The sequence below is a fragment of the Paenibacillus daejeonensis DSM 15491 genome, from assembly GCF_000378385.1.
GTDB classification, from domain to species: Bacteria; Bacillota; Bacilli; order Paenibacillales; family Paenibacillaceae; genus Paenibacillus_D; species Paenibacillus_D daejeonensis.
Genome location: NZ_KB899676.1, coordinates 26,886 through 42,386 on the forward strand (window position 1 = coordinate 26,886; position 15,501 = coordinate 42,386).

At 49.0% G+C, this 15,501-nt stretch carries 16 protein-coding genes; 6 read left to right on the forward strand and 10 right to left on the reverse strand.

All coding sequences use genetic code 11. From position 1 onward, the window contains the following. Positions 1–141: 141 nt before the first annotated feature. Positions 142–834, forward strand: a complete 693-nt coding sequence (locus F556_RS0129170; RefSeq protein WP_020620540.1) for a response regulator transcription factor — start codon at positions 142–144, stop codon at positions 832–834. Positions 835–844: 10 nt separating this feature from the next. Continuing rightward, on the forward strand, positions 845–2,164 hold the full coding sequence (locus F556_RS0129175; protein ID WP_211222653.1) for a sensor histidine kinase: 1,320 nt from the start codon (positions 845–847) through the stop codon (positions 2,162–2,164). Between the two features lie 13 nt (positions 2,165–2,177). Here F556_RS0129175 and F556_RS0129180 read toward each other — a convergent pair whose 3' ends face one another. The 6 genes from F556_RS0129180 to F556_RS0129205 form a co-directional block, all read right to left on the reverse strand. Next, a complete protein-coding gene (locus F556_RS0129180) occupies positions 2,178–2,780 on the reverse strand; it encodes a 4Fe-4S single cluster domain-containing protein (RefSeq protein WP_020620542.1) in 603 nt (200 codons plus the stop codon). After that, complete coding sequence (locus F556_RS0129185) at positions 2,780–3,775, reverse strand: helix-hairpin-helix domain-containing protein (RefSeq protein ID WP_020620543.1); 996 nt, start codon at positions 3,773–3,775, stop codon at positions 2,780–2,782. Before F556_RS0129185 ends, F556_RS0129180 begins: the two co-directional genes overlap by 1 nt. 7 nt (positions 3,776–3,782) lie before the next feature. Beyond that, positions 3,783–4,502, reverse strand: coding sequence for a hypothetical protein (locus F556_RS0129190; protein WP_020620544.1), 720 nt, complete (start codon positions 4,500–4,502; stop codon positions 3,783–3,785). A gap of 11 nt (positions 4,503–4,513) precedes the next feature. Next, positions 4,514–4,738 carry a DUF2997 domain-containing protein gene (locus F556_RS0129195; protein ID WP_020620545.1) on the reverse strand — a complete coding sequence of 75 codons (225 nt, stop codon included), beginning with the start codon at positions 4,736–4,738 and terminating at the stop codon, positions 4,514–4,516. A 17-nt stretch (positions 4,739–4,755) separates the two neighbouring features. Then, positions 4,756–6,312 carry an AAA family ATPase gene (locus tag F556_RS0129200; RefSeq protein WP_020620546.1) on the reverse strand — a complete coding sequence of 519 codons (1,557 nt, stop codon included), beginning with the start codon at positions 6,310–6,312 and terminating at the stop codon, positions 4,756–4,758. 263 nt (positions 6,313–6,575) lie between these two features. Then, a complete protein-coding gene (locus F556_RS0129205; RefSeq protein ID WP_020620547.1) occupies positions 6,576–7,043 on the reverse strand; it encodes a VOC family protein in 468 nt (155 codons plus the stop codon). A gap of 120 nt (positions 7,044–7,163) precedes the next feature. On the opposite strand from F556_RS0129205, the gene F556_RS0129210 reads away from it, so the two are divergent. Together F556_RS0129210 and F556_RS0129215 are read left to right on the forward strand one after the other, a co-directional pair. Further along, the gene (locus tag F556_RS0129210) at positions 7,164–8,075 is read left to right on the forward strand and encodes a helix-turn-helix transcriptional regulator (protein WP_020620548.1); all 912 of its coding nucleotides are present in this window, start codon (positions 7,164–7,166) and stop codon (positions 8,073–8,075) included. A 208-nt stretch (positions 8,076–8,283) separates the two neighbouring features. Beyond that, positions 8,284–9,270, forward strand: a complete 987-nt coding sequence (locus F556_RS0129215) for an aldo/keto reductase (protein ID WP_020620549.1) — start codon at positions 8,284–8,286, stop codon at positions 9,268–9,270. On the opposite strand, the gene F556_RS0129220 is transcribed toward F556_RS0129215, so the two are convergent. Both F556_RS0129220 and F556_RS0129225 read right to left on the reverse strand, forming a co-directional pair. Beyond that, positions 9,267–11,462: a glycoside hydrolase family protein gene (locus tag F556_RS0129220; protein WP_020620550.1), complete on the reverse strand. Its 2,196-nt coding sequence runs from the start codon at positions 11,460–11,462 to the stop codon at positions 9,267–9,269. The two genes, F556_RS0129215 and F556_RS0129220, sit on opposite strands and share 4 nt — an antisense overlap. 198 nt (positions 11,463–11,660) lie before the next feature. Beyond that, positions 11,661–12,305, reverse strand: a complete 645-nt coding sequence (locus F556_RS0129225) for a TetR/AcrR family transcriptional regulator (protein WP_020620551.1) — start codon at positions 12,303–12,305, stop codon at positions 11,661–11,663. 110 nt (positions 12,306–12,415) lie between these two features. On the opposite strand from F556_RS0129225, the gene F556_RS0129230 reads away from it, so the two are divergent. Next, positions 12,416–13,264: an oxidoreductase gene (locus tag F556_RS0129230; protein ID WP_026297565.1), complete on the forward strand. Its 849-nt coding sequence runs from the start codon at positions 12,416–12,418 to the stop codon at positions 13,262–13,264. A 68-nt stretch (positions 13,265–13,332) separates the two neighbouring features. Here the strand turns inward: F556_RS0129230 and F556_RS35570 are convergent, their stop codons facing one another. Beyond that, positions 13,333–13,632 (reverse strand): YciI family protein, encoded by a 300-nt coding sequence (locus F556_RS35570; RefSeq protein WP_020620553.1) that lies wholly within the window; start codon positions 13,630–13,632, stop codon positions 13,333–13,335. Positions 13,633–13,716: 84 nt separating this feature from the next. Here F556_RS35570 and F556_RS0129240 point away from each other — a divergent pair, with 84 nt between their 5' ends. Next, positions 13,717–14,196 carry a winged helix-turn-helix transcriptional regulator gene (locus F556_RS0129240; RefSeq protein WP_020620554.1) on the forward strand — a complete coding sequence of 160 codons (480 nt, stop codon included), beginning with the start codon at positions 13,717–13,719 and terminating at the stop codon, positions 14,194–14,196. An 11-nt stretch (positions 14,197–14,207) separates the two neighbouring features. Here F556_RS0129240 and F556_RS0129245 read toward each other — a convergent pair whose 3' ends face one another. Beyond that, positions 14,208–15,428 carry a DUF418 domain-containing protein gene (locus F556_RS0129245; RefSeq protein ID WP_020620555.1) on the reverse strand — a complete coding sequence of 407 codons (1,221 nt, stop codon included), beginning with the start codon at positions 15,426–15,428 and terminating at the stop codon, positions 14,208–14,210. Positions 15,429–15,501: the final 73 nt, after the last annotated feature.

The following is a 15,501-nucleotide window of genomic DNA, read 5'->3' on the forward strand; positions in this document are numbered from 1 at the left end:
CTGCGAAACAGTTTACACCCCCTTTATCAATCGTCGTTATGCCTTGAATAAACACGGTATATCGGTTTATAAATTTTTGTTTATTTGTGCGAAAAAAATCATTCCTCTATAATCATAAGATGTCTGATGCAGGGGGCTAGGATGAAACTTCAACAACTCTTACTGGTCGATGACCAGCCCGAAATTATTGAATTAATGACCGACTATTTGGAAGCAAGCGGCTATACCATTTTCACGGCTTCGAATGCAACTGAAGCGAGTCAATGGATAGCTCAAGAAAGAATAGACCTTATATTGCTAGACATTATGATGCCGGGCGAGGATGGCTTCAGCTTCTGTAAACGCGTTCGGGAAAGACATACGATGCCGATTCTTTTTTTGAGTGCCAAAGAAAGTGATGCGGATAAAATCAGAGGTTTGACCATCGGAGCGGATGACTATATTGTCAAATCGGCTAGTCCTGCGGAAATTGTGGCCCGCGTAAAAGCAATTGGGAGAAGAATGTCGTCCATTGACGACATCGAAAGAAGCGTTATACCTGGAGTCAAAGTGGATGAGCGGGCAATGGAAATTAAAATGGAAGGTCATCTACTCGATCTGACATTCATAGAATATAAGCTGTTTATGTATTTCTATGAGCATCTGGCTCAAGTTCTGACCTATGAACAAATCTTGAATCGCGTCTGGGGCCATGATCTGTACGATTATCAAAATATCCGCGTCTATGTCGCTAGGCTGCGGGAAAAATTATCACCGTATTCCCACATCGTACAGCTGCACAATATTCGCTCAGTCGGCTACAAATTATCCGAGGCAACGAACGATGCGAAATAAAACCATTCCTTTGTACCTTTTTTTCATCGGGGCAGCCAGTTTGATATGGATTATTCCTGTCGTTTCCGCACAATGGATTGACCGTTACCTCCATCCTACCGAGGTGAATGTTTGGGATCATCCAACGGAATGGGTGGAGATGCTGTTGGCCGATGCCGGGGAGTGGGGGTCAGACGAGTGGGAGCATCATTTAAATGAGCATCTGGCTGCCACTGAGGTACAAATGTTGATTACAGCACCTGACCATCTTCCCCTCTATCAATACAACATGGAACAAAAGGACGATGATGCCAGCACAACCATTACCGAGCCCATGTACAAAACGACGGTATATCACGAGGGGTCAGTTGCAGGATATGTCTATTTGTCTCCCTCACAGCCACGTGTGATCTCGTCGGCTGATACGGATACAATAATGCTGAGATATGTGTTTGTCATTATTGGCTTGCTGTTGCTTGCAGGGTTGTATTGTATTCGCCGTCACATCGTGCGTCCGATTCAATCTCTAATTCAAGCCTCGAGTAAGGTCGCAGCAGGCGACTATCATATCCAACTCGGCTCTTCGCGTATAAAAGAGCTTCGCGAGGTATCGGACGCTTACCTCCATATGAGTAGAAGTTTGGCAGTCCTAGAGAAGCAGAGAGAAGAGCATGAAGCCGATCGAAGCTTTCTCCTCTCCTCTATCGTCCATGATTTGCGCACGCCTCTGTTTTCTATGAAGGGTTATTTGGAGGGGATTGCTCATGGCATCGCAAAAACGGAGGAGCGGAAAGTCCAGTATTTGAATCGCTCCCTTGAATTGGCTCGCCGTTTGGATCATCTCATTTCCATGCTATCGAAGTACAATGAATCGCATTTAATAGCCACGCAACGAAAGGTGGAGCCTGTAGATTTGGCGGAGCTCACAGATCGAGTGATGCAAGGACTTCAATTTCAATTCGACCAAAAACATATTACCACCATTCAAAAGTATGAGATCAAACAAGCCGTGGAGGCCGATTACGAGCTGCTGTACCGCGCAATTGAAAATGTATTCATTAATGCCATCCGGTTTAGCCCCGAACACGGGAAAATTGAAGTGGAGATCACGCAACAAGCTAGTGGGAGCATCCGCCTTGCGATTCGTGACGAAGGTCCGGGATTCTCGAAGGACGACCTGAGTAAGGTGTTCAAACCTCTGTATCAAGCGGACAAATCAAGAGGTTCCGAGCATCCGGGCATTGGTCTGGGACTAGCGATCAGCAAGACGATTATCGAGCATCACGGTGGAACCATCCGTGCATACAACAACCGACATCAAGGGGCATGCTTGATCATTGAATTAAAGTGATGTGGGAATGAAATTAAAGTAAATCACGAAGCAAAGCCTCCAGTTGCTCCACCTCAGCCAGCCCGTTCACCGCAACCCGGCCATCTGGAGCTAAGCGGACCTCGAGCCGGTTGGGAATATGCTGCAGGCGTTCTTCCAGATGACGGTACCGCTCCGTGAGGAAGTGATACCGCTGATTGCGGGACCCGATCCATGGACGACTCGTATCGAGAAGCTCCTGCTGGAACGGCCCGTCGATGAGCAGATCCGTAACCGCCAGCAGCGCGAGAACATCCGGGTCCCCGCCCTGCTGCAGCTCCTCATACTGATAGCCTGTGAATGTCATGATCGAGAGTCCTTCCTGCTTCAGCAGGCGGCCCAGCTCGGCGAGCGCGGCAGCCTGAGCGAAGGGTTCACCGCCAAGAAATGTGATCCCTTCGACTTGAGGCCCCTTCATGACCCTCTCCGCCAAGGCCTCTACCTCGACCGATATACCTCCGTTCTCCGCCCATGTGAATGGCACCGCACAGCCTTTGCAATGAATAGGACAGCCTTGGACTTGCAGACAAGCCCGCGTGCCCGGTCCTTCGACCTTGGTGGAAGGCAGAAATTTATGAATCCGCAGCGTAGTGACCATCAGAAATCTACCATACGGGCACCGCCAGACTTGACTTGGCGCGGGCGGAATGCGGCTTGCTTCTGAAGTCTCACGACATGGTGCGGTTTTAAGTCCAGCCATTCTCCGAGCTGTTCAGCCGAGGTGAAGCCTCCGTTCGTTCGCCGCTCCTCCACGATCCGCTTGGCCCCGATGGCTCCGACGCCGGGTAGATCCGCCAGCTCTTCTTCATCCGCCCAATTTACATCCACAGGGTTATCCATGGAGCCGTCTTCCTCTTCCCCCGCTTCTTGATCGAACAATTCCAGCACGCCTCGCTCGGCTACCGGACTCGACCCGGGCAGCGGCGGCGGCACAGGGGGAGCTGCCGAAGCATCCGGCGAGAGCAGTGCAGCCATGTCCGGTTGATCGACAAAGGGTACCCAAGCTGGCATCCCGGCTTTCCAGACGTGGGTGCGTTCAGATGGAATCTGTTTGCTGCGCACCATGTCTTGAATAACATTCAAGTTATAGGGTCCGTGTTGCTCTCCGTCAATGGCAAGCATCCACGCGTCGCTCGAACCACCAGACAGTGAAGGCCCGGCATTTCCTGATGTTGTGGCAAGCGTCTCCGATACATAGTGCTGCAGCTCCTGAAGCAGCTTAATGAGCTGATGGTTTGGGAAGGAGCAGCCAGATGTATTAAACAGATTACCGTAGCCCAACTCAATATTAAATTTGCCTTTGTTTCCAACTTCGCACTTGGCGAAGGCTTCCCAGCTGAGATTTGTTTTTCTCGATTCGGTGGTCCAATCATTTTTCCAGTACAGTCCGTTGGTACAGATGGCCAAGCCGTTCTTGCCGCTTCCGAAGACCGTCCCATCCACAAAGGCAATGATCCTCTCATCTCGGGGCAGCCGAAGGGACTGTGTGGCGTTGCGCAGCTTGCGATCGGGAATAAGCTCCTCTACAAAGTAGCCCTGACCGGTATAACCCGCACAGATGTCAGAGATCCGTTCTAGAGAAATAGATACCATAATTCATTCAACTCCTAATGTTCAAAGTCAGCACAATCGACTGGTCCTCCATCACTTCCTCGCTCTCCACCGTCATGTTCTGCGCAGCCGCGCGCGCCTTTAACTTTCTGTAGACCACCTCTTGTACACAACGCTTGTATTCCTCATCTACATCGGACAAGTATTCGAACACGCTGCGCAGCTCCGGGGCATTTTGAACCGTGACTTGAAAAGGACTGTCGCCGTTTTGATGAAATGTGAGCACGGACTGTTCTACTTTGCAGGTCATTCCCGACCCTTGACGGACGGGATTGATGCCGAATTCCTTCAGCGTCTTGAAGAGCAGCTCTCCATCCCGGAAATTAGTAGGGAACGAGGAGGACAGGTTCGTTGCCGGCTGGAACTCTTGCTGCTCGAAGACTTGCCGCCCGGCCGCTTCATTCACATCCGCCATGAGCCGCTCAATTCGCTCCCTGGATTCGGAGGTGCTGAAGATTGCGGTCCATATGCCATCGATGCATTCCCAGAAGAAATAATGTCTTTCTCCTTCGAGATGGGTTTTGATACTGCCGCCCCACTTCTCCGCATCGTAGCCTGCTTTACGGACTGTTCGCGCAAGCTCCAATTCTGTTTTGAACGTCGTGGGCTCCTTGACTTGCATAGAAGATACCCAGTTGTCAAAATTGTCCTTGCCCATCACTAGCCGCATCGTTAATGCCACAGGAACCATTGCCAGCGACACAGACATGTCTTCCCCTCCTATCGCTTTGCGTTGTTCTTCGCTAGGTTTAATTCTTGTTGTTGAATATGGGCTTGTTCGGTTTCGTAGTACTCCGACGTATAAGCAGAGTCCACCGTTTCGGCATCCAGCAGCTGCTCCAGCACCTCGATGTAATCCATGCAGGCTTTGCCCTTCACACCAATTACTTCCGCTTGAATTTCACCGTTCGGGAAGATGTGCACACGAATTTGTTTTTGGGACATGAGCTAGTTCTCCCTCCTTAAAAATCGACCGCGCGGCCGCCCCGGGCAGAACGAATATCCTCACGCTCTGCACTGGGCGGATTTTCATCCAATAGCTCTTGTTTGTACGCCATCCGATCTTCACGGGGCGTCGCAGCAACGGCCCTCACATTGGCCCATTCCCGGATCGCGTGGATCTGCTCGGCTTGGGTGACGGCGAGAGGAACAGTCGTCGCAAACGCCTTCTTGAAATCATCAAGCCGGATGGAGCGATTCTCTGAGAATGCCTCGAATAAAGCCGTGATCACCGCTTGCTCCACCTCCGCGCCGACATACCCTTCTGTCGATTCGGCCAACAGCTCCAGCGTGTCGTCCGTCAGCTGGAAGTCGCCAATCACCTGGGGGTCCCGCAGCCGTTTGTTAATATGGAGACGGAAAATATCTTTGCGCTCGTTCTTGGTCGGCAGATCGACGAAGAAAATTTCATCGAAGCGCCCTTTCCGGAGCAGCTCCGGAGGCAGCGCGTGAATATTGTTGGCGGTGGCGATGACAAACACAGGGTTCGTTTTCTCCTGCATCCAGGTCAGGAACGTACCGAAGATCCGGCTGGATGTGCCGCTGTCGCCTCCGCCTGAGATGCCACTGAAGCCCTTCTCGATCTCATCGATCCAGAGCACAGACGGCGAGATGGCTTCGGCAGTTTGGATTGCTTTGCGCATATTCTCTTCACTGCTGCCGACAATGCCGCTGAAGATCTGACCCAGATCGAGCCGCAGCAGCGGCAGATGCCACATGGCACTGATTGCTTTGGCGATCAAGCTTTTACCACAGCCTGGCACCCCGGTAATGAGAACCCCTTTGGGCGCAGGCAAACCGTATTGTGCTGCTGAATCAAGCCAGGAGTTGTTGCGTTTGGACAACCATCGCTTCAAGTTCTCCAGCCCGCCTACGTCGTCAATGTTGAGATCCGGTTTGATAAACTCCAGGATTTCGGACTTCTTAATAATCTGGCGTTTTTCTTCCAGCACGATGTCGACGTCTTCTTTGTTCAAGCGTCCATTCTCCACCATGGCCCGGGCAAACGCATTTTCCGCTTCATGGAGGGTGAGTCCGAGTGCGGCCTTGGCCAGACGTTCTTTGTCCTCCGGCTGCAGATCGAACGTGATGCGTCCACCGGATTGATTCGCCTGAATCATGCCTTCCAGCATGTTTTTAATTTCTTCGAAGGTGGGGAGTTCGAAATCTACAATCGTAATGTCCTTCTGAAGCTCCAGGGGCAGATGCAGGGAAGGACTGATCAGAATGATGTTTTTCGGGAACGGGCTTTTCTTCAAGCGCTGACTCAGCTCGCGCAGCTTGCGAATGATCTGGGGATCGGGTGTTTTTCCGCCCGTGCCAAAATACACATGAAAATCCTTCAGCACGAAAATGGCCGGCTGATCGTAGGATTCAATGAACTCGAGGCTCTTCAACGGGGCCTTCGAGGCCTCGCTTCCTTGTTGGCCCACTTCGGCAATACCGTTCGTAATGCTCCAGGTAAACACTTTGCGGACGGTCTTAATCAACCGTTCATTGCCTGCAGCAGCACAAATCAAGGAAAGCGCACGCTCCTCTTCCCATGTTGGCAGATATAAGATAGAAAACCTTGCCCTCATTAGGTTTGATACATGTGTTTTAAATGCAATATTCGCTGATGTTTCCACTATATTCCATACCTCCAAGCCATAAAAACTAAACCATCTAGACCATCTTCGACAAATAGATTGTCATTTCCTGTACAGTTCACGTATCTACGTCTGAATACTGTAGAAAAAATTAAAAAAGGAGGCTTCATAGCCCCCTTACATTCTTATTCGATTTAGTTATTCTTTTCAGAAAGTACACGGTCCAGGAATTTGTCAGCATCGCTGTTGAATTTCCACACGATTCCGAATCGATCAACCAGCATCCCGAAGCAAGATGACCAAGGCACGTCCGACAGAGGCATAATGACATGTCCTCCCACTGACAAATTGCTGAAATAGTCTGCCAGAGCGGCTTTATCGTCAATAACAATACTGATAAGTAACTGTGTTCCCCTCACAATGTCTCCTGTTACGTTTTTCATGGAAGGCGGCACATCGGACATCATCAACCGTCCGCCTGCAAATTCCAGGGATGATTCCATAATCATCGCCCGCTCCTGTTCCGGCATCGGATAGTTGGGATTCTGGGGGATATCCCCAAAGCGGACCTTCTTCACATGGGTGGCCTGAAACGCCTCCGTATAAAATTCGATCGCCTGCTCTGCATTACCATCAAAATTCAAATAAGTGATAACCGCCATTAATAAAACCTCCTTCTTGTTATATCTAAAGGATAAGCTATAATAGGTGACAGCTTAGATGTCATCTATTATAGCAGCTTTCAAATATTAATTTCACACAGGGTACCCAGGGGGCAGAGGATGAGCAAGTTAGAGCGGTTAATCTCTATTGTCATGATTTTGTTGCAGCAAGACGTCATGTCGGCAGCATCATTGGCCAGCATTTTTGGCGTTAGCAAACGAACCATTCTTCGCGACATGGAAACACTTGGCCTATCCAACATTCCGATCTATGCCGTTCATGGCGTGAATGGTGGGTATGGTATTATGAATAGCTATAAATTGGATAAACGCCTGCTGAACCATACGGATCTGCAAAATGTGTTGATTGCCTTAAGCGGACTTGAACAACTGCTCGTTAGCGAGGACGTGGAAAGCACCCTTAAAAAAATTGAAGCCATGGTCAATTCCGTATCTCACAAAGGTGTCATTCAACTTTCCTTCTATGAGTGGGAAGGACGCTCGGACATGCTCCCCACCCTGAGCCTATGTCAGGAGGCTATTATGCAAAGCCGACTGGTCTCCTTTGACTATCTGGATCGCAATGGTGTTGCTACGAACAGAAAGGTGGAGCCTTATCGTCTGCATTTTAGCGAGAGAAGCTGGTATCTAAGAGGATTCTGCCTGGAACGCAAAGCCTATCGTACGTTCAAGTTGTCCAGGACAGACCATTGCAAGCTTGAGGTGACTCGCTTTGTTCCTCGGGAGGATAGCTCTGAGCAGATGGCAGAAGCCGATTACAGCAGCAGGCTCGTTGAAGTCAAAGCGAGGATCACTCCTCGCATAAAAGAACAATTTATTGAACGCTACGGTCGAAAATGCATTGATGACTCGAATCCAGAAAGCTTGATCGCCACGATTCATGTTCCTCAAAACGAGGACGGCTTTCGCTTTTTAGCCGGTTTTGGCAAGGACCTAAAAATCATAACCCCTCTGTCTTATCAAGAACAGTTCAAAGCGTTTTTAATGGGAATGGTGGAGGTCTATGGCTAGACCAATACTTTAACAGGTTTTTATAAATTTACTTTTATGTTAATTTATAGAAAAAGGGATGGTAGGGACTAAGTCGATTGAATGGCATTCCTGTTCGAATCGGCATGCGTCTTCCCATAATTCTTGGCGACGAGTAAGCTTGGTTTGTAGGTTACCCTGTTTGAGCCGGAACGGGGCGGTTAATGAGGGGAAAAGGAGGTAGGAGAACATGACCATTTTGAAAGAAACGCACAAAATCGGCTTGGGCACTGCCCCACTGGGCAATATGTTCCGGGACATTCCGGAGGAGGAAGCCCTTGCCACTATTAAAGCTGCCTGGGACCAAGGCATACGCTATTTTGATACGGCTCCGTTCTATGGTGCAGGCCTTGCCGAGATCCGCCTTGGACAAGTCTTGTCTTCGTATAATCGTGATGAATATGTGCTCAGTACCAAGGTAGGGCGGGTCATCTCCGATGAGGAGACCGAGAATCAGGGAGGGATATTCGAATACGGACGGAAGAATAAGGTAATCGATGATTACACCGCTGAAGGCACGCGGACATCCATCCGGCAGAGCCTGGAACGCCTGCAAACCGACCGACTCGATATTGTTTATGTGCATGACGTCTCGCCGGACTTTCACGGAGATGAGTGGCTTGCCAAATTTGAGGAAGCTAGAACCGGAGCTTTTCGGGAGTTAACGAAGCTTCGCAAAGAGGGAGTTATTGCCTCGTGGGGACTTGGCGTGAATACGACAGAGCCGATTGAACTAGCCATAGCCCTGGAAGAAACAAAGCCGGACATCGTACTCCAAGCAACCAAGTATACGCTGTTGGACCATGAGCATGCCTTACAGCGCTTAATGCCCGACGCTCTGGACAACAAGGTTCAGATTGTGGTAGGTGCCCCTTATAATTCTGGTGTCACAGTTGGGGGCGCTCATTATGATTATGAAGAGGCACCTGCACAGATCAATTCCCGTGTGGAACAGTTGAAGGGGATCGCCCAACGTCATCAGGTCAGCCTGCAAGCGGCGGCTCTGCAATTCTCCTCTGCTCATCCGGCAGTGGCTGCAGTCATTCCCGGGGCTAGCCGCCCCGAGCGTATAGCAGCTTATTTGCAGGCACTTCGCGAACCGATCCCTGCTGCGTTTTGGGAGGAGCTGCTCGAAGAGAACCTTATCTCTTCGGATGCGCCTCTGCCGAACGCCTAGATATAATCATCATAAATCCGGTTGCGCTCAGCCTGCTCTTGCGGGCTGAGCTTCTGCGCGTCTGCAATCTCATAGGCACCAAAGGTATCATACAGCCTGGATGAGGGGTCGACTTCCACATAGGTGCACCAAGGCAGCCAATGATAGTGGCTCTCTAACACTTGGTTAATGAAATTGCCCGCTTCGTGTCCCAGGCCGGGCATGGCATAGCCTGTTCGGCCCTCCACGTCATTGGACTGCCTTGTGTTCTGATGAATAAACTCGGCAAAATCCAGATAATGCTCATCCCCCGTGATGATATACAGGCGGTAATACGTATAGGAACAAGCCGCCATATAGACATCCGCTCCCCCGCCAATGGTAATAATACTTTGTCCGCTGATGGAATAGTCATTGAAGGGATGAATGGGCCATGGTGTCGTCACCGGGAAGGTCCAGGCATAGGTCCACGTTTCCGTGTAATCTGCCGCTCCGATTGTGCCCTCCAGCCACTTGTCCTCACCCGTCAGATCATAGAGCGCCAAGAATCCCCACATCGCATAAATGCCGGCTTCATTATCCTGTACGTCCACATTGTCACAAGTCCCGCCGCGGTATTCCAGGTTCAGATAAGCGTTATCGTAAGACCAGTCCCCTGCTTTGATGGCTGCGGTTTTATACCTCTCATCACCGGTCACCAAATAAAACTGGACCAGGAACCGAATGACACTTGGGGTATTGGCTTTGGAGTCCATACGAATTGAGCTGTCTGTATTGTAAGCACGGTAGAAGCTTCCGTCATCATTCTGAATGTTCACAATCCAATCGGCTGTTTTTCTGCAAAATGCCAACCATTCCGGCTTCTCTTCCCCCTTCTTGTGCATGTAGAGCCAGGCATCCAGAATGTTCTCGATGCCGTCGGCCAGCATCCGAATATAGTGCGGATAAGGCTCAAATGCGCCAATTCCCGGATGATAACACATCTGGGGCAACCCAGACTCCGTCATCGCCGTTCTCACCCAAAAATCAACGATGTTCACACCTTTCTCATAAGCCTCGGCATGGTTCTCCTTGTCTCCATAGCGAAGCAGCTGATAGCCAATTCCAGGCTGTTGCCCAACAAAACCAAATTGGAACGACACACTGGATACATCCATATGAGGGAACTGGCACGAAAACGGCAAACCGTAAGCGTCACCATATTGCTGTGTATAATGGGTAAGCATGTTCATACAATCATGGAAATGACGTTCATTATCCACCTCAAACAGCTTATCCCGCATCCGGTCGTAGGTGCTCCTCCAAATCTCGCGCATCATGTGCTGATAGTCCGGATAGTGACCGAATTGGAGCGCTACGGAGTAGTGCTGTTCGAATCCAACTTCAACCGGGTGGTTGACGCGATTAAAGCTTATGGATTCCCCCTTGTAATCCAAACCGGCATATCGCCTTGCAGCCGCCATTTGTCCATTACAGCCTGGGTATACGTAGTCAATCGATAAGCCGTCAACCGAGGATTCGAATGCCTTTCGAACAGGAAAACCGTAATACAGGTAATTCATCGTTTGACTCTGTGGCTTACTCATGCCAAGAGCGCCGATGGTAAACTTGGGATCCACATAGTTGCCGGCCATTTTGATGTCGAGTGATCGCATCGTGACGTCAGAGGTCCAACGGGATAACGCAGCCATCTCGCCAGAGGCAATATGGTGCATGGCGAACAACGGCAAGGCGGAACCGGTCTCCATACGCCAGAAGTATTCCCCATCCAGGTTTTTGCCAAAGTCCGTGTCGCGGGCAAACTCATTTTGTTTGTACCAGACCCCTGGAGCGAAATAGTTGTAATCCCGGGGTTCTTGCGACTCGGCCATCACAAAAGAAAGCTTGGTGGAAAATCCAAGATCTTCACCTGCCTTCAAAACCTTCACTTTTCGAGTAACTTTAAATCCCGGACCCGCGGTTTCATAGGTGTCGACAAATGCAAATTCGGATCCGGCCGGGACAGCAAGCGTGCCCTGGGCAACGATGCGATTACCGTTACCGGATAATCGCACGTCACTATAGGGCTTGTCGTAAAACTCGTTTAAGGCGAATACGGTTTTCACCGTAACAAACATGGGACGCTTGTTATAATACAGCGGCTTCCCGCCCTTAAGTACCTCTACGCCTCCATCTGTGAATGAAAGGGTATACTGATCGTTTTCCAGTTTCAATGTAAATCCTCCTATACGGTAGATTGAATAGAGCCATCGCCACATGTTAGCGGTTACATTGATGAATGAGTATTCTTCACTATGGAAACACTTCGACACACGCCCATCCATTCCTGTTGTTTTTCCAAATCGCTTCAATGGTTCATAAAAAAGCAGGCGCTCTATCTGTTGAGCCCCCGCTTTTTTTGGATCTTCCGTCTATGACTTGTTCAAATAACGCACCGTATAGGCCACAAATTCAGCCACTTTATCAACAAATTGAATTGGCTCAACATGAAATCCTGCTCGCTCCATAGCTTCTCTCTGAATGGGTGCGGGTGAAGTATAGGGAAAGAGTCCGATCACGTAATGGGACTGCAAATCGAAAAATTTTTGGATGGTTTTATCGTCCCAGGCAGGGAAAACAGCTTGCATGACTTCGCCTAACTCAGCAATCGCTACAATATATTGCTTCTTAAATTCCACCAGCTTCTCCAGCGTGACATTACGTTCGATTATGGTAAAGAGCATGGAGATCAACTTTAAAAACCGGGGGTGTCGATCAGCTGCTTCCGCCCATTGCTGTGAGAACGCATCGATATCATCTGACAGGTCCTGATCAAATGTCTGCTTGAGGTCAGCGACCCATCCCTGCAATTCATCCAGTGCCACCAGAAGATAGATCTCTTCTTTGGATGAGATGTATTTATATAAGTTCCCTCGTGTAAAGGTCGTTTCTTTGGCGATCTTAGCCAAATCAATCTCATGAAATTGCTCTGTATCAAATAGTTTAATCGCAGCATTCTTGATTTGCTCGACGCGAATCTTGCGCTGCTCCTCGTTTCGAACGCGGTCAAATTCCATGGTGCACGTCTCCTTTCGGCAAAATTATAACATATTCGCTTGCGGTATCCTAAAGTTAGCTCTATAATGAGCTTAAGTAACGTTACGTCACGTTAATTATAAATGGGGAGATGAACATTGTGAATCAGCCAAAGGTTGTATTGATTACCGGAGCATCGGCGGGGATTGGCAAAGCTACAGCAAACCAGCTCTTGCAAGAAGGCTATATTGTGTACGGGGCTGCCAGACGGATCGAACAGATGAAAGATATTGAATCCAAGGGCGCCCGGATTATCGAAATGGATCTTACCGATGATGAATCGATGACTAACGCAATTACACGAATCATCCAGCAGGAAGGCAGAATTGATGTCTTATTCAATAATGCCGGATATGGCTCCTACGGCGCTGTCGAAGATGTCCCTATCGCAGAAGCAAGACGTCAGTTTGAAGTGAACCTTTTTGGACTGAGCCGTCTCACGCAACTCGTTCTTCCCTATATGAGACATCAACGCTCAGGAAAGATTATTAATACCTCCTCAGCAGGCGGCAAAGTATATACCCTGCTCGGTGCCTGGTATCATGCCGCCAAGCATGCGCTTGAAGGGTATTCCGATTGCCTGAGGGTAGAAGTTAAACCCTTTGGTATAGATGTGATTGTCATTGAGCCCGGGGCAACGGAAAGTGAATGGGCAGAAGTCGTCATCGAGCATGTAGGAAAGACATCGGGGAAAACTGCATACAGCAAATTGGCCCAAGCGTTTACGGAAACCTTTAAAACGTTTGAAAAATCGAGCTCCGTTTATTCTCCTGAGCGAATTGCCCACTTGGTTTCCAAAGCCATTCTTGCCAAAAAACCAAAAACAAGATATGTGGCCGGCAACGCCAAGCCTGTATTACTCATGCGCAAGCTGATGTCAGACCGGATGTTCGACCGCATTCTTTATCGTATGTTCAAGGTTAATCCTCAGCAAATTTGATTATTGCAGGGGGCCTCCTGAGCAGGCCCCTGATTTCCATTACCCTTGCTTAATTTGCAACGGACATATTAATCACCTAATGCCTCTAGTATTTCAATCTTGCCTCCATACTGCAATTCCGGCCAATCGGAAGTTAACGAAATGACCTCCTCCAGAGAATCCGCTTCAATAATGGAAATCCCGAATAGGTCTCCAGCATATTCGCCAACTGATTCTTGTGTTATCGTTTTTCGGCCACTTCCGGCAAAGCGCACCTTCTCATATCCATTCTCCCTGAGATTGTCCAGCCATCTCCAAAGCTCTGGAACATTCTGATCAAGCTGATCGTCTGGAACGACACCGCCCCTATACGTGAGCATAAATTTCATTACTATTCCCTCCTCATTTTCAGTTGCAATTTGAAACTGATATGATTATAGTAATAATTAACCAAAGAAGTCAAGGGAGGCTTTATGCAACATTCCAACCCCCACAATAGAAGATCAAATTGTCCGATTTCATTTTCTCTTGAGCTGTTAGGCGACTCCTGGTCCCTACTCATCATCAGGGATATTATTTTTGCAGGAAAGAAAACGTTTGGGGAATTCCTTGCCTCGGATGAAGGGATTGCTAGAAATATACTAACGAATCGTTTGTCCCGTCTTGAATCGATGGGGGTGATTACGAAGAGCCCCCATCCCGATGATCGAAGAAAAGACCTCTATCAATTGACAGAGGGAGGGTTAGATTTATTACCAGTCCTGTGGGAATTATCAGCTTGGGGAGCGAAGCATGAGCCTGCAACTGCTGAAACCCTGGCATGGTTGGCCGATGTTCAAATGAACAAAGACCATTTAATTCAACTCATAAGGGACACGGTTAAAAGCGGCGGATCGGTTTTTGCTGGGCCTGGGAGTGTAATTAGCCAATTAGATCAGGAGCAACCCCAATGAACCTGGATGGATTATTTTCGAATCGCCCCAATCTTGCCATAGGTCACCATGCGCCATACCCATTCCATCGGTCCGAACTTATAGCGTTGTAGCCATAGGTGACTCAAGACAGCAAGAATCGCATAGATAACGAACGACAAGAGTACACCTAACCAAGGACTTACCTGAGCGAACAAGCCAAAACCGAAGCTGTAAAATATCGTTGTGCAAATGATGGATTGTAACAAGTAATTAGTCAGGGCTGTACGGCCAACTACGGCCAGAGGGGCGATCCATTGCCGACCTATGGCCGTCCTCAGCAACAGCAGCAGCGAAGTAATATAGAAGATGGCCAATGCCGGACTCGCGATGAGCAGGGCAGGAACCTGGGCCAGATTCAGACCGGGATGGTTAACATCGAATGCCTCCTTGAGCACAAACTGGAGTGCGAGAAACGGGAAGCCGACTACGGCGCTCCAGATCCAGACCCGCTTGACGGTAAGCCGGTGCTTATCAAGGTCACGGAAGAAGCCGCGCTTGCCTGCATAAGCGCCGAGGAAGAACATCCCAAGCGATAGGAACACATTATAAAACATGCCGACTCGAATCATATTCGCATCCTCTGAACGCTGGCTATTCATTTCCGAAAAACTACGCGTTTGATACACCGTAATCGACTGCTCGGCTAATTGTTCCATTTGCTCCGGTGGTGGAGCCAATGCGGTAGATAACTTATTGTCGAAGCCAAAGGTTTGCCAGGCAAGCAATGAAGCCATAACGAGCAATGTGCCCATTCCAGTGACAAGCAGCGCTTTGGGAGATAGATTCCGAAATAGTAACAAAATAAATCCAAACAGGCTATAAATCAGCAAAATGTCCCCGTACCACACAAAGTGGCCGTGTAGAAAGCCTAGCAGCATGAGAAACAGCAGTCGCCTGACATATAAAGCCACAGGCTTTTCCCCTCGCTGCTGCAGCCGCTCCATGAAGATAATAAACCCTAATCCGAACAGAAACGAAAAAATCGAAATGAATTTGTATTCTACAACAATTTGCAGAAACGACATCACGAATTGATTCAAGCCGTCGTTCCATAGGGACACATTCAAAACTTGATGATACGGATAGGGGGATGAAAAAAGCGGCATGTTGGCCAGTAATATACCAAGCAGCGCGACCCCCCGGATGATATCCAACTCCGCAATCCGCTCACCACCGATAGACGCTAATCCCCTGCCTTGTTTGTTTTTCATGTCCTGCATCTCCTCTCTGTCATCCCATTTGCAACCTGCAATCAATTAACTGACCAATCGTTCAATTAATGAA

What these genes read in the sequence shown, in the direction of transcription:
- F556_RS0129170 (WP_020620540.1), top strand. Translation starts at nt 142, where the DNA reads ATGAAACTTCAACAACTCTTACTGGTCGATGACCAGCCCGAAATTATT.
- F556_RS0129180 (WP_020620542.1), bottom strand. Translation starts at nt 2,780, where the DNA reads ATGGTCACTACGCTGCGGATTCATAAATTTCTGCCTTCCACCAAGGTC.
- F556_RS0129185 (WP_020620543.1), bottom strand. Translation starts at nt 3,775, where the DNA reads ATGGTATCTATTTCTCTAGAACGGATCTCTGACATCTGTGCGGGTTAT.
- F556_RS0129190 (WP_020620544.1), bottom strand. Translation starts at nt 4,502, where the DNA reads ATGTCTGTGTCGCTGGCAATGGTTCCTGTGGCATTAACGATGCGGCTA.
- F556_RS0129195 (WP_020620545.1), bottom strand. Translation starts at nt 4,738, where the DNA reads ATGTCCCAAAAACAAATTCGTGTGCACATCTTCCCGAACGGTGAAATT.
- F556_RS0129205 (WP_020620547.1), bottom strand. Translation starts at nt 7,043, where the DNA reads ATGGCGGTTATCACTTATTTGAATTTTGATGGTAATGCAGAGCAGGCG.
- F556_RS0129210 (WP_020620548.1), top strand. Translation starts at nt 7,164, where the DNA reads ATGAGCAAGTTAGAGCGGTTAATCTCTATTGTCATGATTTTGTTGCAG.
- F556_RS0129215 (WP_020620549.1), top strand. Translation starts at nt 8,284, where the DNA reads ATGACCATTTTGAAAGAAACGCACAAAATCGGCTTGGGCACTGCCCCA.
- F556_RS0129225 (WP_020620551.1), bottom strand. Translation starts at nt 12,305, where the DNA reads ATGGAATTTGACCGCGTTCGAAACGAGGAGCAGCGCAAGATTCGCGTC.
- F556_RS0129230 (WP_026297565.1), top strand. Translation starts at nt 12,416, where the DNA reads ATGAACATTGTGAATCAGCCAAAGGTTGTATTGATTACCGGAGCATCG.
- F556_RS35570 (WP_020620553.1), bottom strand. Translation starts at nt 13,632, where the DNA reads ATGAAATTTATGCTCACGTATAGGGGCGGTGTCGTTCCAGACGATCAG.
- F556_RS0129240 (WP_020620554.1), top strand. Translation starts at nt 13,717, where the DNA reads ATGCAACATTCCAACCCCCACAATAGAAGATCAAATTGTCCGATTTCA.
- F556_RS0129245 (WP_020620555.1), bottom strand. Translation starts at nt 15,428, where the DNA reads ATGAAAAACAAACAAGGCAGGGGATTAGCGTCTATCGGTGGTGAGCGG.